Here is a 24,852-nt window from a genome sequence, read left to right as displayed (position 1 = left end):
GTCCGCGGTCTCGCCGCGTCCGGGTACCCCCACCAGCGGGCCCGGCACACCTCCGGTGCAGCTCAGCAGAAGCCGGGGGTGCCCACCCAGGCGGCCGGCGCAGCCGGGACGTCGTCCCGCAGCACGGTCCCCTCGATCAGCCCGTAGGGCCGGTCGTCGGCGTGGTAGACCACCGCACCCGGGCCGTCCAGGTCGTTGTCCAGCCCGAACGCGGAGAGGTCCTGCAGGAAGTGGTGCTTGTTCGGCATCGACATCCGCACCTCGGCCACGTCCCGGTGCTGCTCGAGCACCGCCTCGCCCATCGCGTAGAGCGACTGCTGCAGCGCGAGGGAGTGGGTGGCGGCGAACGTCTCCAGCAGCGTCGTCCGGACGGCGGCGTGGGTGGCGTTCCAGTCGACGTCGAGGCCGGTGTACCGCCACCGAGCGGTCACCGCGGTGGCCAGGATCCGGTCGGTGGTCTCCGGCAACGTGGTGTACCGGTCGCGGGGGAAGCCCCAGAACTCCGAGCCGGTGGTCTTGAGGACGACGAGGTCGCTGAGCCCGGCGAGCACGTGCAGGTCCCCGCCGTCGGCGGTGACCACCGCCGTCCGGACGTCGCCGCCCGTGCGGGAGAAGGCGTGGTCGTGCGGCGCCCCGCCCACCGCGATCCGGTCCCAGCCGTAGGACTCGATCGCCACCCGGGCGCCGGTGACCCACGCGTAGCTGCCGGCGAGGTGCCGGGCCAGCCGGAGGCCGAACTCCTCCGGCGAGCCGATGCCGTCGCGGGCGAAGGCGAAGACGGTGTTCTTCTGCGCGTCGGTGGTCAGCACGTGCGCGTTGTCGCCGGCGGTGTGCGCGGCCGCGAAGTCACCGCGCAGCGCAGAGCTGACGTTGAGGTCGACGAGGGAGTGCCGGGCGGTGGAGCGGTCGACCGCGACGACCCGCACCTCCGCCTTCCCGTACTGGTTGGGCCCGAGGACGATCGCCATGCGCGCACCTTCACTCATCAGCGTTGCGGTGGTGTTTCCCGTGGAACGTCCCGGGAGGGTCGTCAGGAGCCCCGGTAGGTCGAGTAGGCGAACGGGGAGAGCAGCAGCGGCACGTGGTGGTGCTCGGCCGGCTCGGCGACCGTGAAGGTCAGCACCACCTCGGGCCAGAACGTCTCCCGGCCCAGCCCGGCGGCCCACTCGCCGGTGCCGAAGACGATCCGGTGCGGGCCGGCGGCGGTGGGCTCCTCGGTGAGCCGGCAGCGGCCGTCGGCGTCGGTGACCCCGGCGGCGACCTGTCCGGCGTCGTCCAGCAGCTGCACCGTCATCCCCGCCGCCGGGCGACCGGCGACGGCGTCCAGCACGTGCGTGGAGACGCTCATGCGAGCAGCCCCGCGACCCGCAGGCCGGTGATCTGGGCCAGCTGCTCGGTGGCCTCGGCGCGCTCGGTCTCCGGGTCGTTGCCGAGCCGGCGGTGCAGCTCGGCGAGCATCTCCTCGGCCGACCGGCCGGACGCGCGGATCAGGAAGACGTGGCCGAACCGTTCCTCGTAGTCGTGGTTGCCGTCGACCATCGCGGTCCGGACCGAGTCCGCGGCGGTGGTCATCCCGCTCTGCTCCTCCCGCGACGTGCGCGCCTCCGCCGAGGCGCCCTGCATCCGGTCGCCGATCCGGGCGTGGGCCGCCAGCGCGGTGCTCACCTCGGTCCAGGGCAGGGCGCGGCTGACCTCCTCGGCGCGGGCGACCAGTGCATCGGTGGAGTCGTAGGGGCGGCCGGCGGTGACGGTCGGGGCGAAGGACGGCGCTGCGTTGCAGGACCGCAGCAGCTCCTCGGCCCGCGCTGCCGGTTCGGCGTTGAATCTGTCCAGCGGGGAGTCGGGCACGGCTGACAGGATGCCAGTCCATGATCCCCGCAGAGCTGTACGACGAGCTCGATCGGCGGCTGGCGCCCGTGGACGCCGCCCGGCTGGCCGCCTACCCGGGGGAGTCGTCGGCCCGGCAGCCGGTGCACACCTGCTACGTGCCCGCCGACGCCGTCGTCCCCGGGTTGGTCTCCTCCTGGGGTGCCGCGGCGCTGGCTGCGCTGGACGAGCACGGCCTCCCCGACCTCGGCCTGGACGCCGGCCTGGTCGAGCAGGTGCTGCCCCGGGTGCGGGCCAAGCTGGCCACCGAACCGGTCGAGGACCTGCGGGTCGACGCCGAGGACGGCTACCGCGGCCCCCCGGACGCCGAGGACGGCGACGTCACCGCGGCCGCCGCGGTGCTCGCCGCCGAGACCGTCCTGCCGCCCTTCCTCGGGGTGCGGGCCAAGTCGTTGGAGGAGCCGACCCGGCGCCGCGGGGTGCGCTCCCTGGACCTGTTCCTCACCGGCCTGGCCGGGGCCGGTCGGGAGCGGGCCGTCGTCACGCTGCCCAAGGTGACCGCGGTCGAGCAGGTCGCCGCGTTCCTGCCGGTGCTGGACGCCCTGGAGCAGGCCAGCGGGCTGACGCTGGACCTGGAGCTGCAGGTGGAGACACCGCAGGCGGTGCTGGGTGCCGACGGGACGACGACGCTGGCCCGGATGCTGCACGCCGGCGCCGGCCGGGTGGTCGGCCTGCACTACGGCACCTACGACTACAGCGCCGCCCTGGGCATCGCCGCGGCCCACCAGTCCTCCGACCACCCCGCGGCCGACGCCGCCAAGCAGGCCATGCAGGTGGCGGTGGCCGGCACCGGGGCCCGCGCGGTCGACGGCTCGACCAACGTGCTGCCCGTCGGCACGACCACCCAGGTGCACGAGGCCTGGCAGCTGCACGCGGGGCTGGTCCGCCGGGCACTGGAGCGCGGCTTCTACCAGGGCTGGGACCTGCACCCGGCGCAGCTGGTCACCCGCTACCTCGCCACCTACGCGTTCTTCCGGGCAGCCCTGCCGGCTGCCGCGGCACGGCTGGCCGGCTACGTCAGCCGGGTGGAGGGCGGGGTGCTCGACGAGCCGGCCACGGCCCGGGCGCTGGCCACCGTGGTGCTCCGTGGCCTGGACTGCGGTGCGCTGGACGTCGCCGAGGTCGAGTCGGCCACCGGGCTGGACCGCGCGGCGCTGGACGCCCTGGCCGGTCGCCGCCGCTGAGCCGACACGCGTGCCGCCCTCACGCAGCGCCTGCGGCCGGTCGCCGGTCGTGCCACTGTGCGGCGGTTCACCCGGTCGGGTGAGTGCTGTTCCGGGGGGCGGTTGCCGAGACCAGGGGTGGGTGATTGAGAATGCCAGCAGTTCCCAGGGTCCACCGTCGGTCGAGAGGTGTCGTGTCCGTTCTCGGAGCTCGTCCTGCGCCGTCGGTGCAGCACGCCCTGGACGAGGCGCCAAGCTCCCCGCCCGCGCCGACGCGCGGCCACACCGCACTCGTGATCGGCTCCGACGACGCGCTGCTCGCCGGGGCCGTCCCGTGGCTGGAGGCCGGCCTCGCCGCCGGGGACGTGACGGTGCTGTCCTGTGCGGAGGAGACGGCCGAGCTGCTGCGCGGGGCCGTGGGGGCCCCCGACACCCGGCTGCTCAGCGACCCCCGCGTCGCGATGCGCGGCGCCCGTGCGCCGGACGCCGTCATCGCCACCCGTCGGCTGCTGGACCAGGCCGCCGCGTCGCCGTCGGGGGCGCTCCGGATCCTGGGCACACCGGACTTCGGTCCGATGCCCCGCACCTGGCGGGAGGGGCAGCGGTACGAGTCGGTGGTCAACGACCTGCTCGCCCGGTCCCCGTTGGACGCGCTGTGCGTCTACGACCAGCGGCAGCTGTCCACCGACGTCGTGGCGAGCGCCGGGCAGACGCATCCGCACCTGCTCGTCGACGGCGTCCGGGTGGCGAGCGAGGACTACCTGCCGCCGGCGCAGTACCTGGCCACGCTGCCGTTGCTGCGCGAGCCGATGGAGGACGGTCCGCCGCTGTTCGCCGTCGACGGCGCCCGGGCGCTGGCGCCCCTGCGGCACCAGCTGGCCGCGGTGCTCGCCACCTGCGTGCCCGACCGGGACCAGGGCACCGACCTGCACCTGGCGGTCAGCGAGATCGCGGCCAACGCGTTCCGGCACGGCACCCCGCCGGTGGCGGCCCGGGTGTGGGCCTCGACCGACCGGGTGGTCTGCACCATCAGCGACTGCGGCACCGGGTTCGCCGACCCGCTGGCCGGTTTCCAGCCGGCGCACGGCGACGACCTCTCCCAGGGCGGGATGGGCCTGTGGCTGGCCCGCAAGCTCTGGGACCACGTCGACCTGGTCAACGGGCCGGACGGCCTGACGGTCCGGCTGAGCTCACCGCTGCGCTGAGCCGGCCCCGGTGACGGACGGGGCCCGCGATCTCCCTCCATCCGGGCACGAGACCTGCCGCGGAGGTCGTTCAGAACTAAGGTGTCCGGTGTGATCGTGGTGACTGCGGCCGGCGGCCTCACGGGGACGGCGGTCGTGCGTGCCCTGCGCGCCCGGGGGGAGTCCGTGCGCGCCGTGGTCTCCCGCCGCGGCCCGCGGCCCGAACTGGCCGACCTCGGCGCCGAGGTCGTCGTCGCCGAGCTGACCTCACCGATGGCCTGGTCCTCGGTGTTCGGAGGCGCGGATGCCGCATACCTGATCTGGCCGAACTTCGACCCGGACGAGGCCGAGGGCGCGGCGGCCCTGTTCGCCGAGGCCCGCCGGGCGGGGCTGCCGCGGATGGTCTACCACTCGGTGATGCGCCCGCAGCTGCGGGTGATGCCCCACCACGCCGGCAAGGACCTGGCCGAGGAGGCACTGGACTCCAGCGGGTTGTCCTCGTGGCGGGTGCTGCAGCCCTCCTCCTACGCCGAGAACCTGCACCCGGAGCTGGAGGCGGCGCGCACCAGCGGCGTGCTCCGCAGCATGTGGGGCCTGCGGGCGGCGCAGTCCCTCGTGGACGTGCGGGACGTGGCCGAGGCCGCCGCCGTGCTGCTCACCGAGGACGGCCTGGACGGCGGCACCTTCGAGGCGGCCGGCCCGGAGGCGCTCACCGCACCGCGGCTCGCCGAGCTGATCGGCGAATGGCTCGGTGACGAGGTCGTCGCCGACGACGTGATCCCCGGGGGCGAGGTGCCCACGGGCTACGCCGCCCGTTGCCGGCGCACCATGTTCGACCACTACCGGGCGCACGGCTTCGTCGGCAGCCCGCGGGTGCTCACCGACCTGCTGGGCCGCCCGCCGCGCACGTTCGCCGAGCACCTCGCCGACCTGCCGCGGCCCGAGGAGCCGACCTCGTGAGCGACCTGCTCGACGGGTCGACGCCCACGCGCGGCGGGGAGACCGGCACCGGGGACGCGATGGACGTGATCCTCGCGCAGTGGGCGGAGGAGCGGCCGGACCTGGACTGCTCGCCGATGGGCGTCATCGGCCGGATCAGCCAGCTGCAGCGGGAGGTCTTCCTGGCCCAGCGGGCCACCTTCGCGCGGCACGGGCTCGATGCGCCGTCCTTCGACGTCCTCGCGGCGCTGCGCCGGGCGGGGGAGCCCTACCAGCTGACCCCCACCGCGTTGATGCGCACCGCGCTGGTCACCTCCGGGGCCATCACCCAGCGGCTGGACCGGCTCGAGGAGAAGGGCCTGATCACCCGCGGGCGCAGCGAGGCCGACGGGCGGGCCGTCGTGGTCACGCTGACCGACGCGGGGCGGACGGCGCTCGACGCGGCGCTGCCCGACCACCTGGAGACCGAGCACGGGATGCTGGCCGCCCTGTCGCCCGAGGAGCGCAGCCAGCTGGCCGGGCTGCTCCGCCGCTGGCTCATCACGCTCGGCCGCGTCCCCGGGGGGATGCCCGACCCCAGCTGAGGCGTCTCTGCCGCCGCCGGGGCCGGCCGAGCTGATCGTCGAGCAGGCCCCGGCCGTACGGCAGATGTTCTCGCTGGTCGGTCAGCCCTCGGTGTCCTCGATCTCCTCCTCGAGGTCGCCGACGCCGTCCTCGAGGTCGGTGACCCCCTCCTCGACCTCCTGCTCGACGCCGTCGTCGACGACGTCGTCTCCGCACGCCACCGTGGTCAGTGACGAGGCGGCGATGGCGAATGCGGCGAAGGTGCGGCGCACGGTACGGGGACGGGTGGAGCGGGACATGGGAACTCCTGGTTCGACGATGGTGACCACGAGGCCATGCCCGGTCCCGCCTGCTGAAAACGCGCCGAGACGGAGGCGGCGCCGCTAGCTGTGCTCGGGGCTGCGCGGGGTGGCCTCGTGCACGTCCTCCGGGTGGCCCTCACGGCGGTCGATGATGGTGAAGCGCCGCCACAGGCCGCTGAGCTGCAGCGGGCGGGCGACGGCGGCGGTGTGCACCACCAGCGGTGTGTCGATGCCCCGGGGCTGGGCCATCCGCTCCAGCTGCACCAGCGTCGCCATCCCGGCGGAGTTCATGAAGGTGACCTCGCACAGGTCGACCCTGACCTGCTTGAGCGTCGCGTCGGCCAGCATCAGGTCGGTCATCACGCGCACCAGCGGCCGGCGCGCATGCTCGGTCAGCTCACCGACGACCGTGATCTCGGCGGACTCCGCATCGTGCGTGGTGACCGTGACCTCGACGTTGGGGGCAGGTTCGTCCATGGCTCCTCGGTTCCCGTCCGGGCTGGAGTTCACTCCTCGGGATCCGCCACCTGTGTCGTGTCGGCCTCCGCGGCGCGGGCGAGCAGGAGCAGACCGTAGGCGGCCAGCGAGGGGCCGTCGGAGAACCGGCCGTCGCGCACCATCGCCCGGAACTCGGCCTCGGTGACGAACGCCGCGCGCATGTCGACCTCGGTCGCCTCGCGGGCGGTGGGGCCGGGCGTCAGGTCCTCGGCCAGCCAGACGTCGAACTCCTGCGTGGTGAGCCCCGGCGCCAGGTCCAGGTGCCCGAGGTGCCGGAGGGAGGCGGCGCGCAGACCGGTCTCCTCGGCCAGTTCGGCGCGGGCCAGCGCCTCCGCCGACCCGTCGGCGCCGTCGGGCTGGACGCCCCCGGACCAGGTCCCCTGCGGGAACTCCCAGGTCCGCCGGCCCAGTGGGTGGCGGAACTGCTCGACCAGCCAGAAGCCGTCCCGCTCGGCGGCGATCACCAGGCCGAAGTCGGGCCGCTCGATGACGGAGTAGACGCTCGGCGACCCGTCGTCCAGCTCGATGGCGTCCTCGCGCAGCCGGAGCCACGGGTTCCGGTAGACCTCACGGGTGCTCGTCGTGCGCATGCGTCCCACACTGGCAGAGGAGCGTGGAGGAGGACGCCGATGACGGAACGCAAGCCGGAGGGCATGTCGTTCGAGAGCTGGGTCGAGCACCAGATCGCGCAGGCCCGCGAGCGGGGCGACCTGGAGGGGCTGGCCGGCGCGGGCAAGCCGCTGCCTCGGCGTGACCGGGAGAAGACCACCTACGAGTGGGCGCTGGAGTGGGCGCGGCGGGAGGAGGCCGACGTCGCCGCGATCATGCCCACCGGGCTGGCGCTCCGGAAGGAACGCGAGGAGCTGGCCGCCCGGGTCGCCCGGCAGCCCACCGAGGAGCTGGCCCGCGCGGTGGTCGAGGCGCACGTCGCCCGCGTCGACCGGTACTACCGGCAGCCGGTCGACGGGCCGTGGATCGCGGTCGGGATGCCGGACGTCGAGGAGGTGGTCGCCGAGTGGCGGCGGGGCCGCCCGCCCGTCGTCCCCGAGCCCGAGGTGCCGGAGCCGGTGGTGTCATCCCGCCGGCGGCGGTGGCTCCGGCGACGGGCGGCCTGACCGGTCGGGCTCGTCGGTCCCGCCGTCGTCGGAGTGGCGGGCCTGCAGCTCGCGGGTGGCCATCCCGCCGGTGCCGCCCTCGTCGTGCTGGCCGGGGTGCAGGTTGAGCTGGTCGGTCTCTGGCTCGGGCTCGTTCATCACGGTCGAGCCTGCGGTGCCCGCCCGGTGTCGGCCACCTGGCGCGGCTCGTGCGGTGCCCGCCGGGCGGGCATCGCACGAGCCGGCGCGGGGGTCACGGAGGGGTCACTCGTCCTCGGTCGGCACCGTGGTGTCGACGCTGTCCGCGACGATGTACTCCGCGTTCTCGAAGTCGCCGTAGGCGTCGTCGGTCAGGTCGAGCCCCAGCTCCTCCTCGACCGCGACCTCCTCGAAGGCCTCCTGCACGGTGCCGGTGACCTGCACGACCTCACCCTCCTCGAGGGCGCCGGCCATCTCCGCACCGACGATGAGCAGCGGCTCGACGGAGGTCTCCTCGGTGCCGGCGATGGTGAAGGAGTTCGGCCCGAACACCTCGTTCACGGTCGCGGACACGGTGACCTCCTGGCCCACGTACCCGGTCCGCTCCTCGTAGAAGGCGGAGTCGTAGAGGCCGTCGTAGCCGAGCCCGGCCTCCGCGCCGGCGTCGATGCCGTCCTCCTCCATGCCCTCCTCGACGCCGTCGTCCTCCTGGATGTCACCGACGCTCACGCCCTCCTCGGGGCCGGCGGTGTCGTCACCGCAGGCGGCCAGGGTGAAGGGGGCGACGGCGAGGCTGCCGGCGAGGAAGAGCTTGGTGATGGGGCGGGTGTGCTGCATGGTGGTTCCTCTCGTCGGGCGGGCACGGTGCAGCCCGCCGCTCTGTTCGGACACCACATGCATTGCCTCAACCGGCCGCGCCATGCTCGACGGCGGGGACCTGATGCGAACCCGTGACGGAGTGATACGCATCGGGCAACCGAGATGTTCCCCCTCGGAGTGGGCGTGACCCGATCGTGACGGGCTCGGTCAGAGGAGGTCGAACTCGTTGTACGGCTCGCCGCCGGACAGCAGTGCGTAGCCGGGGCCGCGGTCGAAGAACGGCTCCACCTCCGGCCGGGCCGCCCGGAGCTCGTCGCGCAGCTGGGCGGTCGCCGTCTCGTCGGCCGTGCCGTCGTCCCGGACCACGACGCCGTAGTCGTCCCGGGCACCGGCGACGCTGACCTTGTGCCAGGCGATGTCCCGCAGCACCTCCTCGACCGGCCGGTCCAGCGGGTCGCCCCAGCCACCGCCGCCCGTCGTCCGCACCCGCACCACCGTGCCGGCCGTGAGCGGCTCGGCGTCGGCCAGCGCGTCGACCTCGTGCTCGTCCGGCCCGCCCGGGTCCACGGTGATCGAGAACGGCCGCCCGGCCTTGCCGCCCTTGACCCCCCAGCAGGACAGGATCGACCGGTCGGCGATGGACATGAAGTGTGCGTCGCGGAGCACCCGGATGTCCTTCTCGTAGCCGCAGCCGCCGCGGTACCGGCCCGGCCCGCCGGAATCCTTCGCCAGCGCCAGCCGCTCGATCCGCAGCGGGAACCGGGACTCGGTGAACTCCGTCGGCAGGTTCCGGGAGTCCGGCACGACGTGGATGGTGTCCTCGCCGTCGGCGTAGTACCGCCCGCCGGACCCGCCACCGAGCACCTCGCGCATCAGGTACGGCTCACCGTTCGCGTCGGTGCCGTAGACGCCGGTGTAGCGGATCGTCTCCTGGTCGGCGGGCATCCGACCGCCGGTGGCCTTGGCCAGCACCCCGGCCAGCACGCCGAGCAGCCGCAGGATCACGAACGTCCGGGCGTTGGTGGGCGCCGGGAAGATCGGGGTGAGCAGGGTGCCCTTCTCCGGGAACCGCATCTCGATCAGCGGGACGACGCCCTCGTTGACGTCCAGCTGTGCCATTCGCTCCGGCGACTCAGCGAGGTTGCGCAGGATCGGCGCCAGCCACTTCTTCAGGAAGTTGCCGTCGGCGTAGTCGCCGCAGTGGTTGATCGGGCCCTTGGCCTGCGGGCCGGTGCCGGTGAAGTCGATGACCAGTGGGACGTCCTTGGTGGAGTCCATGGTCAGCGTGATCCGCTGCCGGTGCAGCTGGGGGGCGTCGACGCCGTCGTGCTCGGCGTAGTCCTCCCAGACGTAGGAGCCGTCGGGGATCTGGGACAGGATCTCCCGCCGGTACACCTCGGTCGAGCTGCTCAGGATCGACTCGAAGCAGGCCTCCACCGCAGCGACGCCGTACCGGTCGAACAGCTCGCCCAGCCGGCGCGCCCCGGCCAGGCAGGCCGAGCACTCGGCGTCCAGGTCGGCGGCGAGCGAGTCGGGCATCCGCGAGTTGCGGGTCATGATCGTCAGCGCGGCGTCGTTGCGGACGCCGCGGTCCCACAGCTTGATCGGCGGGACCATCAGGCCCTCCTCGAACACACTGGTCGCCGCGGACGGCATGGAGCCCGGCACCGCGCCGCCGATGTCGTCGTGGTGGCCGAACGCCTGGATGAAGGCGACCACGGTCGGGGCCCCCTCGACGTCGGCGAAGACCGGGACCGTCACGCACAGGTCGGGCAGGTGGCCGATCCCGCCCTCGGAGAGGTAGACGTCGTTGTGGAAGTAGACGTCGCCGGGGTTCATGGTGTCGATCGGGTGGTCGCGGACCACCGGCTGCACCAGCGCGGAGTAGGACCGGCCGGTGAGCTTGCGCAGCTGCCGGTCGTGGATGCCGGCCCGGAAGTCGTGCGCGTCGCGGATCATCGGCGAGCGGGAGGTCCGCCCGATCGACGTCTCCACCTCCTTCTCGATGGCGGCCAGCGTGCCGGCGACGATCTCGACCAGCACCGGGTCGGCGGCGGAGGGGCCAAAGTCGCGACTTTGGCCCTGATCGGTGCTCATCGGGCGGTCTCCTTCGTGAGCAGCAGGTTGCCGAATCGGTCGACGGTGGCGGAGAAGCCCGGGTGCACCGGGACGGTGGAGCCGAACTCCTCGACGATCGCCGGACCGGCGACGACGTCGCCGGGGGAGAGGTCCGGTCGCCAGAACAGCGGCGCCTCGACCCACTCGTCGAAGAACACCGGCCGGGTGCCGCGGCGGGCGTCGCGGTCGGACGGTGCCGGCTCGACGATCTCGGGCCGGCGGATCGGGCCGATCCCGCTCACCCGCAGGTTCACCCACTCCACCGCCTGGCGCGGATCGGTGGCGAAGTCGTAGCCGTAGAGCTGGCGGTGCGCCGCGTGGAAGGCGGTGGCCACCGCGTCGATCGCCGCCTGGTCCAGGTCGCCCGCACCGACCGGGACCCGCACCTCGAACGCCTGGCCGACGTAGCGCAGGTCGGCGGTGCGCTGCATCCGCTGCTCGCCGCGCGGGAACCCCTCGCCGTCCAGGGCGACCTCGGCCTGGCCCTCCAGGTCGGCGAAGGCGGTGGCCAGGGTGGCGGGGGAGACGTCGGCGTGCCGGGCGACCATGGTCTGCACGTAGTCGTTGCGGACGTCGACGGTCAGCAGGCCGAAGGCGCTGACGTTGCCCGGGTTCGGCGGCACCAGCGTGCGCGGCAGCCCCAGCACGTCCATCAGCCGGCAGGCCAGCAGCGAGCCGGAGCCGCCGAAGGTGGTGAGGGTGAAGTCGCGGACGTCGAGGCCACGGGCGACGGTGACCTGGCGCAGCGCGTTGGCCTGGTTCCACGCCGAGATCTCCAGGATCCCGCTGGCCAGCGCTTCCACCGACAGGCCCAGCTCGCCGGCCAGCTTCGCCAGCCCGGCCCGGGCCGCGTCGACCGACAGCGGGATCTCCCCGCCCAGCAGGTGCGGGGGGATCCGGCCGAGGACGACGTGCGCATCGGTGACGGTGGGCTGCTCGCCCCCGTTGTCGTAGCAGATCGGGCCCGGGTCGGCGCCGGCCGACTTCGGCCCCACCTTGAGCGTGCCCTCCGGCGACAGCCAGGCGATCGAGCCGCCGCCGGCGCCGACGGTGACGACGTCGATCATCGGGATCTTGGACGGGTAGTCGCCGACCGAGCCCTCGGTGGTCAGCGTCGGCTCGCCGTCGATGACCACGGTGACGTCGGTGGAGGTGCCGCCGCCGTCGCAGGTGAGCACTCGGTCGAACCCGGCGGTGCCGGCGATCAACGCGGCGCCCAGCGCGCCCGCAGCGGGGCCGGAGAGCATCGTGGTGATCGGCTGGTGCACCACCTCCGCCGCGCTGAGCACGCCGCCGTTGCTCTTCATCACGTAGAAGGGGACGGCGGGGGCGATCTCGTCGAGGCGGCGGCGGATGTTGGTGACGTAGGCGCCGACCTTCGGCTTCACCGCGGCGTCGACGAGCGTGGTCACCGAGCGCTCGTACTCGCGGTACTCGCGCAGCACCTGGGAGCTGATCGAGACCACGGCGCCCGGATGTTCCACGTGGATCACGTCGAGCATCGCCCGCTCGTGGGCGTCGTTCGCGTAGGAGTGCAGGAAGCAGACGCCGATCGTGGTGATCCCGGCGTCCCGGAAGAACCGGGCGGCCGCGACGGCGTCCTCGGCGGAGAAGGGCCGGACCTCGGCGCCGCTGACGTCGAGCCGCCCGCGCACGGTGCGGACCAGGTCGGCCGGCACGATCCGCGGCGGCTTGACCCAGAAGTAGCTGTTGCCGTAGCCGTCGGGCACCGACTGCCGGGCGATCTCCAGCACCGACCCGTAGCCCTCGGTGGTGATGAAGCCGATCCGGTCCAGCTTGCCCTCGAGCAGCTGGTTGGTGGCGACCGTCGTCCCGTGGCTGACCGCGGTCACCGACGACCCGTCCAGGCCCAGCTGGCCGAGCACCTTCTGCACACCGGCGAGGAAGCCGTCGGCCGGGTCGCTCGGGGTGGACGGCGTCTTGGTGGTGGAGACCTCCCCGGTCTCCTCGTCGACGGCGACCACGTCGGTGAAGGTGCCGCCCGTGTCGATCCCGATGCGGACCCGGCGAGTGCTCATGCCGAGAAACCTTAGTGCTGAGATACCTCAACCGGAAGGTGCACGCCGAGTCCGATCGGCGGACGGCGCATCCCGACCCGTCGCCCGGGGCAACGACCCACCATGGACATCACCGAGATCATCCTGGAGCAGCACCACCAGCAGCGGCGCATGTTCGCGCTGCTCGACGAGATGCCCCGCGGCGACAACGAGGCGCTGGGCGCCATGTGGGACCGGCTGGCCGCCTTCCTCGAGGTGCACGCCGAGGGCGAGGAGAAGTACTTCTACCCGCAGGTCCTGAAGCTCGGGAAGGGCAACCCGGACGGCGGCGTGCACGACGAGGTCGAGGACGCGGTCTCCGACCACAACGAGATCCGGGACGCCGTCCGGAAGACCCAGGACCACCAGGTCGGCAGCGACGAGTGGTGGACGGCGGTGTGGGAGGCGCGCAAGGCCAACGACGACCACATGGCCGAGGAGGAGCGGGAGGACCTGCTCGACTTCCGGCACCACGCCGACCTGCAGGTCCGGCACGACATCGCCGTGCAGTTCCTGACCTACGAGGCCACGCACGCCGCCGGCATCCCGATCCGGGACAAGGACCCGGAGGAGTTCATCGCCGCGAACAGCTGACCGGGGGCCCCGCGTGGCCGGCCGGCGCCGGCCACGCGGGGCCGGACCTCAGCCGGTGAACACCCCCGCCAGGTGCTCGCGCAGGGCCGGCTCGCTGACCGGTCGGGTGCGGAAGCCGACGTGCCCGTCGGGCCGCACCAGGTAGGCCGCCGCCCCCGCCCCGCCCGTGCCGTAGGCGGCGGCGAACGCACCCCGGGCGTCCCGCAGGACCGGCAGGTCCACCAACGGCGGGACGGCGACGTCCGGACCGGCGACCAGGTAGGGGCGCACCTGGCCCCCGGTCGACCGGCGGACGGACGCGGCCAGCTCCTCCAGGGCCTGCAGCTCCTCGGCGCTCGTCCCGTCCCCGGCGGTCAGCAGCAGGGTGGCGTGCGTGCCCCGGGTGAGGTCGAACAGCCGCAGGTCGTGCGCGACCCCGAACCGGCGCAGCCCGAGCACGTCCGGTGCCCGGTGCCCGGGCAACGGCCCGCCGGTGAACCCGGCCGGGCCGGTGGCCTCCCCGACCAGCGGGCTGCCGGCGTAGTTCATCGTCATCTGCATCTCGAGCAGGAACTGCGCCCGCTCGTCGTCCATGTCCATCTCGTCGGTGAACGCGACGGCCACGGCGCGGTCGACGATCGCCTTGCCGGCGGGCCGCCGCTCGGCCTCGTAGCTGTCCAGCAGGCCGGGTGCGGCCTGCCCGCGGACGGCGAGGGCGACCTTCCAGGCCAGGTTCCAGGCGTCCTGGATCCCGGTGTTCATGCCCTGGCCCCCGGCCGGCGGGTGCAGGTGGGCGGCGTCCCCGGCGACGAAGACCCGGCCGGTGCGGTACCGGTCGACGATGCCGTGCTTGACCCGGAAGATCGACGACCAGCGCAGGTTGCTCGCCGTCGTCCCGGCCGGGCCGAGGTCGTCGATCGCGGCCTGGATGTCGGCGAGCCCCGGTGGGTCGTACTCCTTCCAGAACCCGGGCGGCACGACGCCGCTGCCGATCGTCTTCTGCAGCCGCTGCGGTGCCAGCGTCGCCACCCGGTAGCGGTGGTGGCCCTTGAGCGGCACGCACACCAGCATCCCGGTGAAGTCGCCGTCCTCCTCGATCCGCACCCAGCGCACCAGGTGCCCCGGCGGCATCTCCCAGTCGACGTCGACGTCCCCGAGCATGAACAGCTGCGGGAACATCGACAGGCCGCCGTCGAAGGTGAGGCCGAGCTGCTCCCGGACCGCGCTCCCCGACCCGTCGGCGCCGACCAGGTACTGCGCGCGGGTGCTCGACCGGTTGCCCGCCGCGTCGACGAGCTCGGCGGTCACGCCGTCGTCGTCCTGGGTGAAGCCGGCGAGCTCGACCCCCCGGTCGACCGGGACGCCGAGGGAGGTCAGCCGGTCCCCGAGGATCCGCTCGGTCTCGTACTGCGGCAGCCCCAGGTGGGCGTAGGGCAGCTCTTCCAGGCCGGACCAGTCGACCTGGTGGGTCTGCTTGCCGTTGACGAACACGGTCTGCCCGTGCAGCCAGCTGCCGGCGTCCATCGCCTCGGTGACGATGCCCTGGTCCTCCCAGATCTCCATCGTCCGGCAGTGCACGCCGATGGCCTTGTCCGCCTGGGCGGCGGGCCCGCTGCGCTTGTCCACCACCCGGACGGCGATGCCCCGCCGGGCCAGCTCGATCGCCGCGGTCAGCCCGGTCGGGCCCGCGCCGACCACCAGCACCTCGCACGCGGTCCGGGTCGGGACCTCCACCGGCGGAGGGGTGGCCGCGACCGCCGGTTCGGTCCGGGGCGCCGGCACGCTGGTGGTCTCCGGCGCCGCAGGAGCCGGCGCGGGGCGGGTGGCCCGGACCCCGCGGACCCCGGCCTCCTGCGGGCGGAAGCGGATCTCGTAGAGCTTGCGCTCGAAGAAGACCGACAGCCAGCGGATCAGCGGCCCGCTCTGGTCGGCGTGCGAGGGGTCGTCCACCCAGTTGCGGAAGTCCTGGTCGGACTCCCACTCGGCGAAGATGTGGAAGACGTCCGAGCCCGGTTCCCGGAGCAGCTCCTCCCGGATCAGGCCGGGCGTCCCGCGCAGCCGGTCGGTGACGATGGCGTACGCCCGCTCGAACGCCTCCTCCTCGCCCGGGGCCACCCGGGTGCTGATGTCCACCCGGACGTGCGAGGCCTGCTCGCCCCCGGCGATGCCGTAGCGGATCTCGTAGGTGCTGCGGTCGGCGTCCTCCCGCAGGTCGCGGAGCGAGGCGGTCAGCGCCTCCCGGGCGGCGGACCGGCCGAACGCGTCCGCCGCAGCCCGGTCGGCCCACTCGCCGACGATCAGGAAGGTGCGGGCGTCGTCGGCGTCCCGCATCAGCTCCTGCTTGACGTTGCCCGGCTCCCCGGCGATCTGGACCGCCGCCGTGCGCCACGCCTCCTCGAACCGCTCCTCGCAGCCCTCCCGCACCCGCATCCGCAGCAGCGTGCGGACCGCGCCGCCCGGCTCGGCGGCGGTGGCCGTGGCGGCGTCCTCCCCCGTCGCCTCCTGCACTGTCGTCATGACGTCCTCTCCTCGGCGGGCCGGCGCAGCACCAGGCTGCTGTTGAAGCCGCCGAACCCCCGGGCGAGGACGACGACCGTCTCGACCTGCTGGGCGCGGCTGTGCTGGACGAGGTCGAGGCCGGGGGCGTCGACGGGGTCGTCGAGGTACGCGGTGCCGGGCACGATCCCGTCCCGCATGGCCAGCAGTCCGGTGGCCACGTTGAGCGCCGAGCCGCCGGCCATCAGCCGGCCGGTCCAGGACGACGGCGCGGTCACCGGGACCGGGTCGGCGCGCCCGCCGAACACCCGCTGCAGCGCCTCCAGCTCGAGGGCGTCCAGCTCCGGCACGCCGGCCCCGTCGGCGAGGACCAGGTCGACCTCCTCCGGGGTGATCCCGGCGTCGGCGAGGGAGAGCTGGATGGCCCGGGCGTACTGCCGGGCGTCGGGAGCGGCATCGGCGTGGTGGTGGGCGTCGTGCGTGGCGCCGTGGCCGGCCACCTCCCCCCACACCCGCTCCACCCCGCGGGCCCGGGCGGCGCCGGGCTCCTCGACCAGCAGGATCGCGCCGCCCTCGCCGACGACGTGGCCCGAGGCGCGCCGGTCGAACGGCTTGTAGGCGTCCTCGGGGGCCGTCGCCGTGGAGAGCCGGCCGCTGGTCGCCTGGCAGAGCAGGGCGTACGGGGTCACCCCGGCCTCGGTGCCCCCGACCAGCACCGCCGGGGTACCCCGGCGCACCACCCGGCGGGCCCAGCCGATGCTGTCCAGCCCGCCCGCCCCCTCGCTCACCACGACCCCGGAGGGCCCCTTGTAGCCGTCCCGGATGGAGATCTGGCCGGTGCTGGCCGCGTAGAACCAGGCGATCGACTGGTACGCGCCGACCGACTTGGGTCCCTTGGCCCACAGCCCCTGGATCTCGTGCTGGCTGAACTCGTTGCCGCCGGAGCCCGCGGCCAGGAACACCGAGGTCGCGTAGGCGTCCTCCGGTGCGCTGTACCCGGCGTCCTGCGCGGCGAGCGTGGCCGCCGCCAGCGACATCCAGGTCCACCGGTCGGTCTGCACCATCAGCCGTGGGTCGACGTGGTCGGTGGGGACGAAGCCGGTCACCTGCCCGGCGAGGGAGACGCCGTACTGCGCCGGGTCGAAGCCGACGATCGGCCGGATGGCCGGCTCGCCCCGCACCAGGGAGGACCAGTGCGCCTCCACGCCCACGCCGGTCGGCGCGACCACGCCGATCCCGGTCACCACCAGTTCCGTCATGGTGTCCTCCTCGTCGGGTGGGCGAGCACGATCGCGGACTGGAAGCCGCCGAACCCGCTGCCCACCGACAGCGCGACGTCGACCTTCTGCTCCCGGGCGGTGTTGGGCACGTAGTCCAGGTCGCACTCGGGGTCGGGCACCGCGTAGTTCGCCGTCGGGGGCACCACCCCGCGCTGCACCGCGAGCGCGGTGGCGGCGATCTCGATCGAGCCGATCGCGCCCAGCGAGTGGCCGATCATCGACTTGATCGAGCTCATCGAGACCCGCTGGGCGGTCGGCCCGAGGCTCAACTTCACCGCGGCCGTCTCGTGCCGGTCGTTCTGCTTGGTCCCCGAGCCGTGCGCGTTGACGTAGCCCACCTCGTCGGCGTCGATCCGGCCCTGGTCCAGCGCCAGCCGGATGGCCTCGGCCATCTCCACCCCGTCGGGGCGCAGCCCGGTCATGTGGTGGGCGTTGCACCGGTTGGCGTAGCCGCTGACCTCGCAGTAGACGTCCGCGCCCCGCCGGCGGGCGTGCTCGAGCTCCTCCAGCACCAGCACCGCGGAGCCCTCGCCCATCACGAAACCGTCGCGGCGGGCGTCGAACGGCCGAGCGGCGTGCGCCGGGTCGTCGTTGTTGCCGGTGGTCGCCCGGATCGTGTCGAAGCAGGCCATGGAGATCGGGGAGATGGGGGCGTCGCTGGCCCCGGCGAGGACGACGTCGGCGTCGCCGTCCTCGATCAGCTGGCTGCCGTAGCCCACGGCGTCGATGCCGGAGGTGCAGCCGGTGGAGACCACGGTGGCCGGCCCGTGGGCACCGAAGCGCACGGCGAGCTCGGTGGCGCCGCAGCTGGGCACCAGGGCGTGGTGCAGGAACTGCGAGGCGTACTGCGGGTCGACCAGCCAGTGCGTGCCGGCGTCGCTGACCGCCACGTACTCGTTCTCCAGCCGCATGGTGGCCCCGACGGCGCTGCCGAGGACGACGCCCACCCGGTCGGGATCGGGGCCCTCCAGGGCTCCGCTGCCCAACGCCAGCCCGCTGTCGGCGACCGCCTCGTCGGCGGCGACCATGGCCATCTGCACGAAGCGGTCGTTGCGGAACACCTCGTGCGCCGTCAGGCCCTGCCGGCGCCCGTCGAAGTCGACCTCGGCGGCGACCTGGGACCGGAACCGGCCGGGGTCGAAGAAGGTGATCCGCCGGGTCGCCGTCCGGCCGGCGGTGATCATCTCCCAGAAGCCCTCGCGGCCCATCGAACCGGGTGCGACGACGCCGATCCCGGTGATGACGACCCGGCGCCCGGTGGTGCGCCCGGTGGTGCTCACCGGACGCCCATGGAGCCCGGCGAGGGCTCGGTGTCGACGTGGCCGAGCTCCGGCCGGGGGGCCAGCGGGCCGGCCAGGAAGACGAAGAACGCCGGCTCGGCGCCGTCGTTGACGATCCGGTGCCGGACCCCGATCGGGATGTGCAGCGCCGACTCGCCGCCCAGCCGGCGCTCCTCACCGTCCAGCGTGACCAGGACGTCGCCGGAGACGCAGTAGAGGAACTCCTCGGAGTACGGGTGCCAGTGCTCGGTCACCACCTCTCCCGGCTCCAGGGTGAGCGTGCCCATGAACCCGGCGGTGGCGCCCACGCTGGTCGGCGAGAGCAGCACCCGGATGTCACCGCCGCGACGGCGGTTGGGGGCGGCGTCGGACCGGGACACGGTGGGCCCGCAGTGCACCTTCGTCGTGGGGTGCTGGATGGTGGTCATCTCTCTCCTCTGCTGGGCGCAGCGCCGGTGAGCGCGTGTGCTGGACGTGCGGGCGGGTCGGGCAGCCCCGGTCCGGGGGCCAGGCGGACCGGGAGGTCGGGGTGGACCTGGCGGATGAGCGGACCCAGGGTCGGGACGGCGCCGACCTCGACGACCCAGGTCGCTCCCGCCTCCTCCACCAGGGCGTGCGCGGTGGCCTCCCACTGCACCGGCGACGTCAGGTGCCGGTGCAGGCAGCCGGCCAGGTGCTCCGGGTCGCGGGAGGGCCGGGCGTCGACGTTGGACAGGACGGGCACGTCCGGGACGGACCAGTCCAGCTCGTCGAACGAGTCGGTCAGGCGGGCGGCGATCGACTGCATCAGCGGGCCGTGGCCGGCGGCCCGCCCCGGCAACCGGACCAGGTCCAGGCCGGCGGCGAGGACGGCCTCCCGGGCATGGGCCAGTTCCGGGCACCAGCCGGAGAGCACCACCTGGGCCGGGCCGTCGTACGCGGCGATCGCCAGGCCCGAGGTGTCCCCCAGGTCCGCGATCACCGCGCGGGCGACGTCGCCGGCCCCCGGCCCCACGACGGCGGCCATCCCGGCGGAGGACGGGCGCGGTGAGTGCGCCAGCATCTCGGCCCGGCAGTCGACGAGGTCGACCACCTGGTCCAGGCGCAGGGCGCCGGCGGCCACCAGCGCTGCGTACTCGCCGACGCCGTGCCCGGCGAGGGCGACCGGCTGCAGGCCGGCGTGCGCCAGGCTGCGGGCGCCCGCCACCCCGACCACGAGGGAGGCCAGGTGGGCCACCGCCGGGTCGTGCAGGTTGAGCGGGTCGCCCCACCACGCGACGACGTCCCGGCCCAGGACGTCGGAGGCCTCGGCCACGACGTCCCGGGCGACCGGGTCGGGCAGCCACGGCTCCAGGGCACCGGGTGCGGTGGTCCACTCGCCCGGGAGGACGACGGCCGCCCCGGTGCGGGAGCCGGTCACCGAGCAGGCTCCGGATGCCGGGCTGCCGCCTCCACCTTGTCCCGGATGACAGCCATCTGGACCTTGCTGTTGGCGTCGATCCGCTCGGTCATGCCCGCGGTGTCGATGGGGGCCTCCGGGCGCATCCGGAAGTCCTGCACCCACCGCATCCGGGTGCCGGTGCCCTCCGGGGCGTAGCTCCACCGGATGTCCATGAACTCGAAGGGGCCGGGCTCGACGCGGTGGGCCACCACCTCGTGCCGGGCCTCGTCGAGCGTCCGCTCGGAGACCCAGCTCCAGACCCGGCCGCTCTCGTCGGGGTGCATCTTGAGCCGGAACCGGAAGGTCGAGCCGGTGTGCGCGAGCACCTCGACCTCGGCGTACTCGGTGAACAGGTCCGGCCAGGACGGCAGGTCGTTGGTCATCCGCCACACGTGGTCGATGTCGGCGTCGATGAAGATCGAGTTGTCGGTGTGGCCGACGGTCCGACCGGTGTTCTCGGGAGCGCTCATCTGGGTCCTCCGGTGGTCGAGGGGATGTGACGGTGTGGTTCGGCCCCGTCCAGAGGCTCGCGCCGAGCTCGCGAGGCGTGAGGAGGACGGGGTCCTTCTTCAGGCCGGCTGGGACTGGGCAGCGCAGACCTTCTCGACGATGTCGCCGAGCGTGTAGCGCTCCGCGTCGTCGTCGGGCATCTCGGTGCCGAAGCGGTCGTGCAGCTCCGTCTGCATGGAGAGGAAGGCCAGCGAGTCCAGCCCGATGTCGGAGAAGTGCGCGTCGGGGTCGGTGGTGCGCGACTCCGGCGGGAGACCGGCCTTCTCCGACAGCAGGTCCATCAGGTCGTCGAGGGTGAACGGGGCGTGGGACATGGGTGCGTCGGACATGGGTGCGGCGGACATGGCGGTGTTCCTTCCTGGGACGGGGCAGGGGCGGGAGCCTCCGGCCGGTGCTGCTCGGGGGCCGGGACGAGTTGGAGGGGGCCGTGCGGGACCGGGAGCCCGGTGATCGAGCGCTCGCCGAGGGTCGCGGCCTGCACGAGCAGGTCGGGCAGCGCGCGGTCGAGGAACTCGATGTCGTGGCGGTCGGCGCACACGTCGGGATGGCGCAGCAGGGCCCGGTGCAGGTCGACGGTGGTGCGCAGGCCGGGGCCCTCGACCCGCAGCTCGGCCAGCGCGCGGTCCATCCGCCGGATCGCCTGGTCGCGGTCGGGTGCCCAGACGATGAGCTTGCCCAGCAGCGAGTCGTAGTGCGGGCTGACGTCGTCGCCCTGCCGGTAGCCGGTGTCGAACCGCGTCCACGGGCCGCCCGGCGGGCGCAGGACGTCCAGGTGCCCGGGTGCCGGGGCGAAGCCGCGGGTGGGGTCCTCGGCGTTGATCCGGCACTCGATCGCGGCCCCGCGCGGGACGACGTCCTCCTGCCGCAGCTGGAGCCGCCGCCCGCCGGCGACCAGCAGCTGCTCGCGGACCAGGTCGACGCCGGTGAGCATCTCGGTGACCGGGTGCTCGACCTGGATCCGCGCGTTCATCTCCATGAAGTACGCGCCCGCCGCGTCGACGAGGAACTCGACGGTGCCGGCCCCGGTGAAGCCGACCGAGAGCGCGCCCTGCACGGCCAGCGCCCCCAGCTCCTCCCGCTGTTCGGGGGAGAGGTGACCGGCCGGGCCCTCCTCCAGCAGCTTCTGGTGCCGCCGCTGGAGGGAGCAGTCCCGCTCGCCGAGCGAGACGCCCGAGCCGTGCGCGTCGCAGAGGACCTGGACCTCCACGTGCCGGGCGCGGGTCAGGTAGCGCTCCACGTAGACGGTGGCGTCGCGGAAGACCGCCCGGGCGATCGCCCGGGTGCTGGCGAAGGCCTCGGCGAAGTCCGCCGGGTCGGTCACCACGGTCATCCCGCGGCCACCTCCGCCGGCGACGGCCTTGATGATCACCGGGTAGCCGATCGCGTCGGCGATGGCGCGGCCCTCGTCCGCCGTCCGGACGGGCTCGACGACCCCGGGCAGCAGCGGCAGGCCGGCGTCGGTCATCAGCCGCCGGGCCGTGGCCTTGTTGCCCATCTGCTGCATGACCTCCGGCGGCGGGCCGACGAAGGTGAGCCCCTCCTTCTGGCAGATCTCGGCGAAGTCGGGGTCCTCGGAGAGGAAGCCGTACCCGGGGTGCACGGCGTCCGCGCCGGTGCGCAGCGCCGCCTCGATCAGGTTGGGCACGTGCAGGTAGCTGTGCCGTGGCGCGGCGGGACCGATGTGGACGGACTCGTCGGCCATCTCCGCGACCGCGGAACCCCGGTCGGGGGTGGAGCAGGCGGCGACCACCTCGATGCCGAGCTCCCGGCAGGCGCGGGCGATCCGGACGGCGATCTCACCGCGGTTGGCGATGAGCAGCCGGCTGATCACCGGGGGGCCCCGTCGCAGCGCAGGTACATCAGCACCTGCCCGTACTCGACCGACTCGGCGTCCCCGACGACGACCTGGGCGACCACGCCCGGTTCGTCGGCCACGATCGGGTTCATCAGCTTCATCGCCTCGACGATCCCGAGCGTCTGACCGGCCTCGACCTCGTCCCCGACCTGCACGAACGGCCCGGCGTCCGGTGCGGGCGCCGCGTAGAACGTGCCGACCAGGGGCGCGTGGACGGCGGTGAGGTCCGCCGGCACCTCCGGTTCGGCGGCGGGGTCGGTCGCGAGGATGAGACTGCGCTGCCCGGGGACGCCGGGCGTGTCGACCGCCGCGTGGTCCTCGGCGGCCCACTCGACCTCGATCGAGCTGTCCCCGCTGCGCACGGTGAGCCGGCGCAGCCCCGCGGGCAGGGTCCGGGCCAGGTGCAGCACGTCCTCGCGCAGCGAGCGGACCGCGTCGTCCTCCCCGGCCGGGGGGCCGGGCACCTCGGCTCGCTGGGCGAGCTCCCCGGGGCGCACGGTCACTGCTCCACCGGCAGGACGGGCTGCAGGGCCCGCACCGGCCGGCCGTCGTCGACGTCGATCTGGGAGAACCGCCGCGACCGGGCCGCGAGCAGGGTCTCGACGTCCTGGCCGGCGAGCTCGTCCAGCTCCCGGCGGATCGCGGCGCGGAGCAGCCGCGCCGCCGCGGCGGGGTCGGTGTGGGCCCCGCCCGGGGGCTCGGGGACCACGGCGGTGGCGATGCCGGACCGGTACAGGTGGGCCGCGCCCAGCCGCATGGCCCGGGCGGCGGTCGGTGCGGCGGTGGCCGTCCGCCACAGGATGGCGGCGCAGCCCTCGGGGCTGATCACCGACAGGTAGGCGTTCTCCAGCACCAGCAGCCGGTCGGAGGTGCACAGCGCCAGTGCGCCGCCGCTGCCGCCCTCCCCGGTCACCACCGAGACCACCGGCACCCGCAGCCGGCTGCTGCGCATGATGATCTCGGCGATCGCGTGGGACTGGCCGTGCTCCTCCGCCTCGGGTCCCGGGTGGGCGCCCGGGGTGTCGACCAGCGTGACGACCGGCATCGAGTGCGTCTCCGCGTGCCCGAGCAGCCGCATCGCCTTGCGGTAGCCCTCCGGGTGGGGCATCCCGAACTGGTGGGCCACCCGTTCGCGGACCGAGTGCCCCTTCTCGTGCCCGAGGACGACGACGGAGTGTCCGCCGATCGAGGCCACCCCGCCGACCAGGGCCGGGTCGTCGCCGAAGGCGCGGTCGCCGTGCAGCTCGACGAAGTCGTCGAAGGCGGTGTGCAGGTAGTCCAGGGTGGTCGGCCGCTCGACGACCCTGGCCCGCTGGACGACCTCCCACGGGTCGCTGTCCAGCGGCGGTGTGTCGTCTGCGGAGGGGGCGTCCGGCTCGTCCTCGGCTGCTCCCCGTGGCCTGTCCGGCGCGTGCAGGGCCAGCAGCCGGGCCAGCAGCGGGCGCAGCTCGGCCCGGCTCTCCACCCGGTCGACCAGCCCGTGGGCCAGCAGGAACTCCGCGGTCTGGAAGTCGTCGGGGAGCTCGGCCCGGATCGTCTCCTGCACGACCCGCGGGCCGGCGAAGCCCACGTGCGCACCACGCTCACCGACGAGGACCGAGGCGAGGGTGGCGAACGACGCGGACACGCCCCCGTAGGTGGGGTCGGTGAGCACGCAGACGGAGAACGACCCCGCCTCGTGGAGCCGGCCGAAGGCCTCGCTGACCCGGGCCATCTGGAAGAGGGAGAAGACGCCCTCCTGCATCCGGGCCCCACCGCTGGCGCACACGGCCAGCAGCGGCAGCCCGCGCTCGAGCGCCAGCGCGGCGGCGCCGCTCACCCGGCGCCCGACCTCCACGCCCATGCTGCCGCCGAGGAAGCCGAAGTCCATGACGGCCAGGGTCACGGGGGTGCCGCCGATCGTGGCCACCCCCACCACGACCGCCTCGGACTCCCCGGAGCGGTGCGCGGCGTCGCGCAGCCGGTCGGGGTAGGGGCGCAGGTCGGTGAAGGCGAGCGGGTCCCCGTCGCGCTGCGGGAAGACCGTCTCGGTGAAGCTGCCGGGGTCGACGAGCTGGTCGATGCGGGCCCGGGCGCCGAGCCGGAGGTGCGCGTCACACTCCGGGCAGACGTGCAGATCGCGCTCGAGTCGCTTCCGGTACAGCAGCCACCCGCAGGCGGGGCAGGAGGTCCAGTCCGCCGCTACCCGGGGTGCGGGCACCCCGGGCGTGGTCATCGAGGAACGTGTCATGTCGGCCTCTCAACCGTGTGCTGCCGCTCGCCTCACTCGGGCGAGGACGTCCAGTGGTAGAAGCGGCGGGCCATCGCGTCCTGCGGTGAGCGCCAAGTGGGGCTGTAGGCCTCGATGTAGGGCTTGAGGTCCTCGCTCACGGCACGGAAGGCCGGCAGCGACTGGGCGACCTGCATGGACTCGGCCGGGGGGCGGTCGAAGCCGATCAGGTGCACGTAGAGCCCGTGGAACTGGAAGAGCGACCGGTGTCGCACCCCGATCTCGTGCGGCATCGACGTCGCGTCGTAGCGCCCGAAGACGGCGGCCACGTCGTCGGCGTCGGCCGGGTCCATCTTCGCGATGATCATCGTCTCGTGCACGGCTGCTCCTACGGCGTCGGGACCGGACGAACGAGGCGAACGCTAGGGCGGCGGGGGGTGCTCGGGCATCGGCCGGACGGGCGGTTCCGGGGGCGCACCCAGGGGCGGGGGAGGGGTGGGCGCGTCCTCCGGAGGGGGGGGCGGCGGTGCCCGCCGGACGCGCGGGGTGGCCCGCCCGCCGTCGGTCACCTCCACCACCCGGAGTGGTCACGGAGCGCACCTTGGAGCGCAGGGACCACGACCCG

Annotated in this window: 27 protein-coding genes; 6 read left to right on the top strand and 21 right to left on the bottom strand. The window is 74.0% G+C overall.

Going from position 1 to position 24,852, the window contains the following annotated elements; genetic code table 11:
- Nucleotides 1-62: 62 nt before the first annotated feature.
- From pucL to uraD, 3 genes are all read right to left on the bottom strand, one after another.
- Nucleotides 63-968, bottom strand: a complete 906-nt coding sequence (gene pucL / locus O2W16_RS04275; protein WP_269157567.1) for a factor-independent urate hydroxylase — start codon at nt 966-968, stop codon at nt 63-65.
- A 62-nt stretch (nt 969-1,030) separates the two neighbouring features.
- A complete protein-coding gene (gene uraH / locus O2W16_RS04270) occupies nt 1,031-1,348 on the bottom strand; it encodes a hydroxyisourate hydrolase (RefSeq protein WP_269157566.1) in 318 nt (105 codons plus the stop codon).
- Nucleotides 1,345-1,848: a 2-oxo-4-hydroxy-4-carboxy-5-ureidoimidazoline decarboxylase gene (uraD, locus tag O2W16_RS04265; RefSeq protein ID WP_269157565.1), complete on the bottom strand. Its 504-nt coding sequence runs from the start codon at nt 1,846-1,848 to the stop codon at nt 1,345-1,347. The genes uraH and uraD overlap by 4 nt, the downstream gene beginning before the upstream one ends.
- A gap of 20 nt (nt 1,849-1,868) precedes the next feature.
- Between uraD and O2W16_RS04260 the strand changes: the two genes are divergently transcribed.
- The 4 genes from O2W16_RS04260 (at nt 1,869) to O2W16_RS04245 (ending at nt 5,757) form a co-directional block, all read left to right on the top strand.
- A complete protein-coding gene (locus O2W16_RS04260) occupies nt 1,869-3,071 on the top strand; it encodes a DUF6986 family protein (RefSeq protein ID WP_269157564.1) in 1,203 nt (400 codons plus the stop codon).
- 272 nt (nt 3,072-3,343) lie between these two features.
- Complete coding sequence (locus O2W16_RS04255; protein ID WP_269157563.1) at nt 3,344-4,255, top strand: sensor histidine kinase; 912 nt, start codon at nt 3,344-3,346, stop codon at nt 4,253-4,255.
- Nucleotides 4,256-4,345: 90 nt separating this feature from the next.
- Nucleotides 4,346-5,194: an SDR family oxidoreductase gene (locus O2W16_RS04250; protein WP_269157562.1), complete on the top strand. Its 849-nt coding sequence runs from the start codon at nt 4,346-4,348 to the stop codon at nt 5,192-5,194.
- Nucleotides 5,191-5,757 carry a MarR family winged helix-turn-helix transcriptional regulator gene (locus O2W16_RS04245; RefSeq protein WP_269157561.1) on the top strand — a complete coding sequence of 189 codons (567 nt, stop codon included), beginning with the start codon at nt 5,191-5,193 and terminating at the stop codon, nt 5,755-5,757. The genes O2W16_RS04250 and O2W16_RS04245 overlap by 4 nt, the downstream gene beginning before the upstream one ends.
- A gap of 81 nt (nt 5,758-5,838) precedes the next feature.
- Here O2W16_RS04245 and O2W16_RS04240 read toward each other — a convergent pair whose 3' ends face one another.
- The 3 genes from O2W16_RS04240 to O2W16_RS04230 all read right to left on the bottom strand — a co-directional run bounded on the left by O2W16_RS04240 (nt 5,839) and on the right by O2W16_RS04230 (nt 7,127).
- Nucleotides 5,839-6,036: a hypothetical protein gene (locus O2W16_RS04240; RefSeq protein ID WP_269157560.1), complete on the bottom strand. Its 198-nt coding sequence runs from the start codon at nt 6,034-6,036 to the stop codon at nt 5,839-5,841.
- Between the two features lie 84 nt (nt 6,037-6,120).
- Entirely contained in the window at nt 6,121-6,516 is a 396-nt protein-coding gene (locus O2W16_RS04235; RefSeq protein WP_269157559.1) for an STAS domain-containing protein, read from the bottom strand.
- A gap of 29 nt (nt 6,517-6,545) precedes the next feature.
- Entirely contained in the window at nt 6,546-7,127 is a 582-nt protein-coding gene (locus O2W16_RS04230) for an NUDIX domain-containing protein (protein ID WP_269157558.1), read from the bottom strand.
- A gap of 39 nt (nt 7,128-7,166) precedes the next feature.
- Here O2W16_RS04230 and O2W16_RS04225 point away from each other — a divergent pair, with 39 nt between their 5' ends.
- Nucleotides 7,167-7,652 (top strand): J-domain-containing protein, encoded by a 486-nt coding sequence (locus tag O2W16_RS04225; RefSeq protein WP_269157557.1) that lies wholly within the window; start codon nt 7,167-7,169, stop codon nt 7,650-7,652.
- Here the strand turns inward: O2W16_RS04225 and O2W16_RS04220 are convergent.
- The 4 genes from O2W16_RS04220 to O2W16_RS04205 all read right to left on the bottom strand — a co-directional run bounded on the left by O2W16_RS04220 (nt 7,611) and on the right by O2W16_RS04205 (nt 12,586).
- Nucleotides 7,611-7,790, bottom strand: coding sequence for a hypothetical protein (locus O2W16_RS04220; RefSeq protein WP_269157556.1), 180 nt, complete (start codon nt 7,788-7,790; stop codon nt 7,611-7,613). The two genes, O2W16_RS04225 and O2W16_RS04220, sit on opposite strands and share 42 nt — an antisense overlap.
- Nucleotides 7,791-7,895: 105 nt before the next feature.
- Nucleotides 7,896-8,447: a hypothetical protein gene (locus O2W16_RS04215; protein ID WP_269157555.1), complete on the bottom strand. Its 552-nt coding sequence runs from the start codon at nt 8,445-8,447 to the stop codon at nt 7,896-7,898.
- A gap of 189 nt (nt 8,448-8,636) precedes the next feature.
- Complete coding sequence (locus tag O2W16_RS04210; protein ID WP_269157554.1) at nt 8,637-10,526, bottom strand: hydantoinase B/oxoprolinase family protein; 1,890 nt, start codon at nt 10,524-10,526, stop codon at nt 8,637-8,639.
- Nucleotides 10,523-12,586: a hydantoinase/oxoprolinase family protein gene (locus O2W16_RS04205; protein ID WP_269157553.1), complete on the bottom strand. Its 2,064-nt coding sequence runs from the start codon at nt 12,584-12,586 to the stop codon at nt 10,523-10,525. The genes O2W16_RS04210 and O2W16_RS04205 overlap by 4 nt, the downstream gene beginning before the upstream one ends.
- Nucleotides 12,587-12,688: 102 nt before the next feature.
- Between O2W16_RS04205 and O2W16_RS04200 the strand changes: the two genes are divergently transcribed.
- Nucleotides 12,689-13,198: a hemerythrin domain-containing protein gene (locus O2W16_RS04200; protein ID WP_269157552.1), complete on the top strand. Its 510-nt coding sequence runs from the start codon at nt 12,689-12,691 to the stop codon at nt 13,196-13,198.
- A gap of 48 nt (nt 13,199-13,246) precedes the next feature.
- Here O2W16_RS04200 and O2W16_RS04195 read toward each other — a convergent pair whose 3' ends face one another.
- The 11 genes from O2W16_RS04195 to O2W16_RS04145 form a co-directional block, all read right to left on the bottom strand.
- A complete protein-coding gene (locus O2W16_RS04195; RefSeq protein ID WP_269157551.1) occupies nt 13,247-15,694 on the bottom strand; it encodes an FAD-dependent oxidoreductase in 2,448 nt (815 codons plus the stop codon).
- Nucleotides 15,691-16,932, bottom strand: a complete 1,242-nt coding sequence (locus O2W16_RS04190) for a beta-ketoacyl synthase N-terminal-like domain-containing protein (RefSeq protein ID WP_269157550.1) — start codon at nt 16,930-16,932, stop codon at nt 15,691-15,693. The genes O2W16_RS04195 and O2W16_RS04190 overlap by 4 nt, the downstream gene beginning before the upstream one ends.
- A complete protein-coding gene (locus tag O2W16_RS04185) occupies nt 16,929-18,233 on the bottom strand; it encodes a beta-ketoacyl-[acyl-carrier-protein] synthase family protein (RefSeq protein ID WP_269157549.1) in 1,305 nt (434 codons plus the stop codon). The genes O2W16_RS04190 and O2W16_RS04185 overlap by 4 nt, the downstream gene beginning before the upstream one ends.
- Nucleotides 18,230-18,661 carry a cupin domain-containing protein gene (locus O2W16_RS04180; RefSeq protein ID WP_269157548.1) on the bottom strand — a complete coding sequence of 144 codons (432 nt, stop codon included), beginning with the start codon at nt 18,659-18,661 and terminating at the stop codon, nt 18,230-18,232. The genes O2W16_RS04185 and O2W16_RS04180 overlap by 4 nt, the downstream gene beginning before the upstream one ends.
- The gene (locus O2W16_RS04175; RefSeq protein WP_269157547.1) at nt 18,658-19,632 is read right to left on the bottom strand and encodes an ACP S-malonyltransferase; all 975 of its coding nucleotides are present in this window, start codon (nt 19,630-19,632) and stop codon (nt 18,658-18,660) included. The genes O2W16_RS04180 and O2W16_RS04175 overlap by 4 nt, the downstream gene beginning before the upstream one ends.
- Complete coding sequence (locus O2W16_RS04170; protein WP_269157546.1) at nt 19,629-20,123, bottom strand: SRPBCC family protein; 495 nt, start codon at nt 20,121-20,123, stop codon at nt 19,629-19,631. The genes O2W16_RS04175 and O2W16_RS04170 overlap by 4 nt, the downstream gene beginning before the upstream one ends.
- A 99-nt stretch (nt 20,124-20,222) precedes the next feature.
- Complete coding sequence (locus O2W16_RS04165; protein WP_269157545.1) at nt 20,223-20,477, bottom strand: acyl carrier protein; 255 nt, start codon at nt 20,475-20,477, stop codon at nt 20,223-20,225.
- On the bottom strand, nt 20,444-21,994 hold the full coding sequence (locus tag O2W16_RS04160; protein ID WP_269157544.1) for an acetyl-CoA carboxylase biotin carboxylase subunit: 1,551 nt from the start codon (nt 21,992-21,994) through the stop codon (nt 20,444-20,446). Before O2W16_RS04160 ends, O2W16_RS04165 begins: the two co-directional genes overlap by 34 nt.
- Nucleotides 21,991-22,521: an acetyl-CoA carboxylase biotin carboxyl carrier protein gene (locus O2W16_RS04155; RefSeq protein WP_269157543.1), complete on the bottom strand. Its 531-nt coding sequence runs from the start codon at nt 22,519-22,521 to the stop codon at nt 21,991-21,993. The genes O2W16_RS04160 and O2W16_RS04155 overlap by 4 nt, the downstream gene beginning before the upstream one ends.
- On the bottom strand, nt 22,518-24,233 hold the full coding sequence (accA, locus tag O2W16_RS04150; protein ID WP_269157542.1) for an acetyl-CoA carboxylase carboxyltransferase subunit alpha/beta: 1,716 nt from the start codon (nt 24,231-24,233) through the stop codon (nt 22,518-22,520). The genes O2W16_RS04155 and accA overlap by 4 nt, the downstream gene beginning before the upstream one ends.
- 47 nt (nt 24,234-24,280) lie before the next feature.
- A complete protein-coding gene (locus O2W16_RS04145) occupies nt 24,281-24,607 on the bottom strand; it encodes a TcmI family type II polyketide cyclase (RefSeq protein ID WP_269157541.1) in 327 nt (108 codons plus the stop codon).
- Nucleotides 24,608-24,852: the final 245 nt, after the last annotated feature.

The sequence above is a fragment of the Modestobacter sp. VKM Ac-2984 genome (genome assembly GCF_026967985.1).
Lineage (GTDB): Bacteria > Actinomycetota > Actinomycetes > Mycobacteriales > Geodermatophilaceae > Modestobacter.
The sequence above is the reverse complement of the archived record's forward strand: the minus strand, read 5'-3'. Positions and strand labels throughout refer to the sequence as shown.